The sequence below is a fragment of the Geofilum rubicundum JCM 15548 genome, assembly GCF_000974365.1.
GTDB lineage: Bacteria > Bacteroidota > Bacteroidia > Bacteroidales > Marinilabiliaceae > Geofilum > Geofilum rubicundum.
In genome coordinates, this window is sequence record NZ_BAZW01000175.1 from 1 (window position 1) to 982 (window position 982).

Consider the following 982-nt stretch of genomic DNA (forward strand, 5'->3'; position numbering starts at 1 on the left):
AAACGCTCATGGCGCCCTTCGTAAGTGTCGGGACTACATTACTCAAGGTTATATCTATGCAGTAGATATAGACTTGGAGCGGTACTTTGATACCGTTAACCACAGCAAGTTGATAGAGATACTATCGCGCACCATTAAAGATGGGCGGGTGGTTTCACTTATCCACAAGTACCTAAATGCTGGAGTAATGTATGAAGACCACTACGAAGAAACCCATGAAGGCGTACCGCAAGGAGGACCACTAAGTCCTCTGCTGGGAAATATCCTACTGAATGAGCTGGACCGGGAACTTGAAAGCAGAGGTCATAAATTTGTACGCTATGCTGACGATATGGTCATACTCTGCAAAAGCCGGCGAAGCGCCCACCGGACGATGAAAAGTATTGTTTCTTTTATAGAAGAAAAGCTTTTCTTGACAGTCAATCGGGACAAGAGCCAAGTGGCATACGTAAAGGATGTTAAGTTCCTTGGCTATACCTTCTATCGCAATAGAGGTGAAGGAAGGTTGAGGATACACCCCAAAAGTATGGAGAAGATGAAAGCCAAAATTAAAAAGCTGACATCGAGAAGCAACGGATGGGGCAACGAGCGCAGGAAGGAGGCATTAAGTCAATACATTAAGGGCTGGGTGCAATACTTCAAACTGGCCGACATGCAAAAGCTACTGATAAAAACGGATGCGTGGTATCGCCGACGGCTACGAATGGTAATCTGGAAACAATGGAAACGGATCAAAACCAAAGTGGCTAATCTTATAAAGCTGGGTATAAATAAATACAAAGCTTACGAGTGGGCGAACACAAGGAAAGGCTACTGGCATATAGCAAATAGCTTTATCCTATCCAGAACTATCACAGACCAGCGGCTACGTTTGGCCGGATACGTTTTCTTATCGGATTATTACAAAGCGGTAAGAGTTGAATATTAAGGAACCGCCGTATACGAGAACCGTACGTACGGTGGTGGGAGAGGACGAAACGGG

Annotated in this window: 1 protein-coding gene; it reads left to right on the forward strand. The window is 45.0% G+C overall.

Annotated features, from left to right (window positions below):
• The coding region (locus JCM15548_RS20625) for a reverse transcriptase domain-containing protein (RefSeq protein WP_227626096.1) at positions 1 to 928 on the forward strand (928 nt) is incomplete at its 5' end.
• Between the last annotated feature and the right edge of the window lie 54 nt (positions 929 to 982).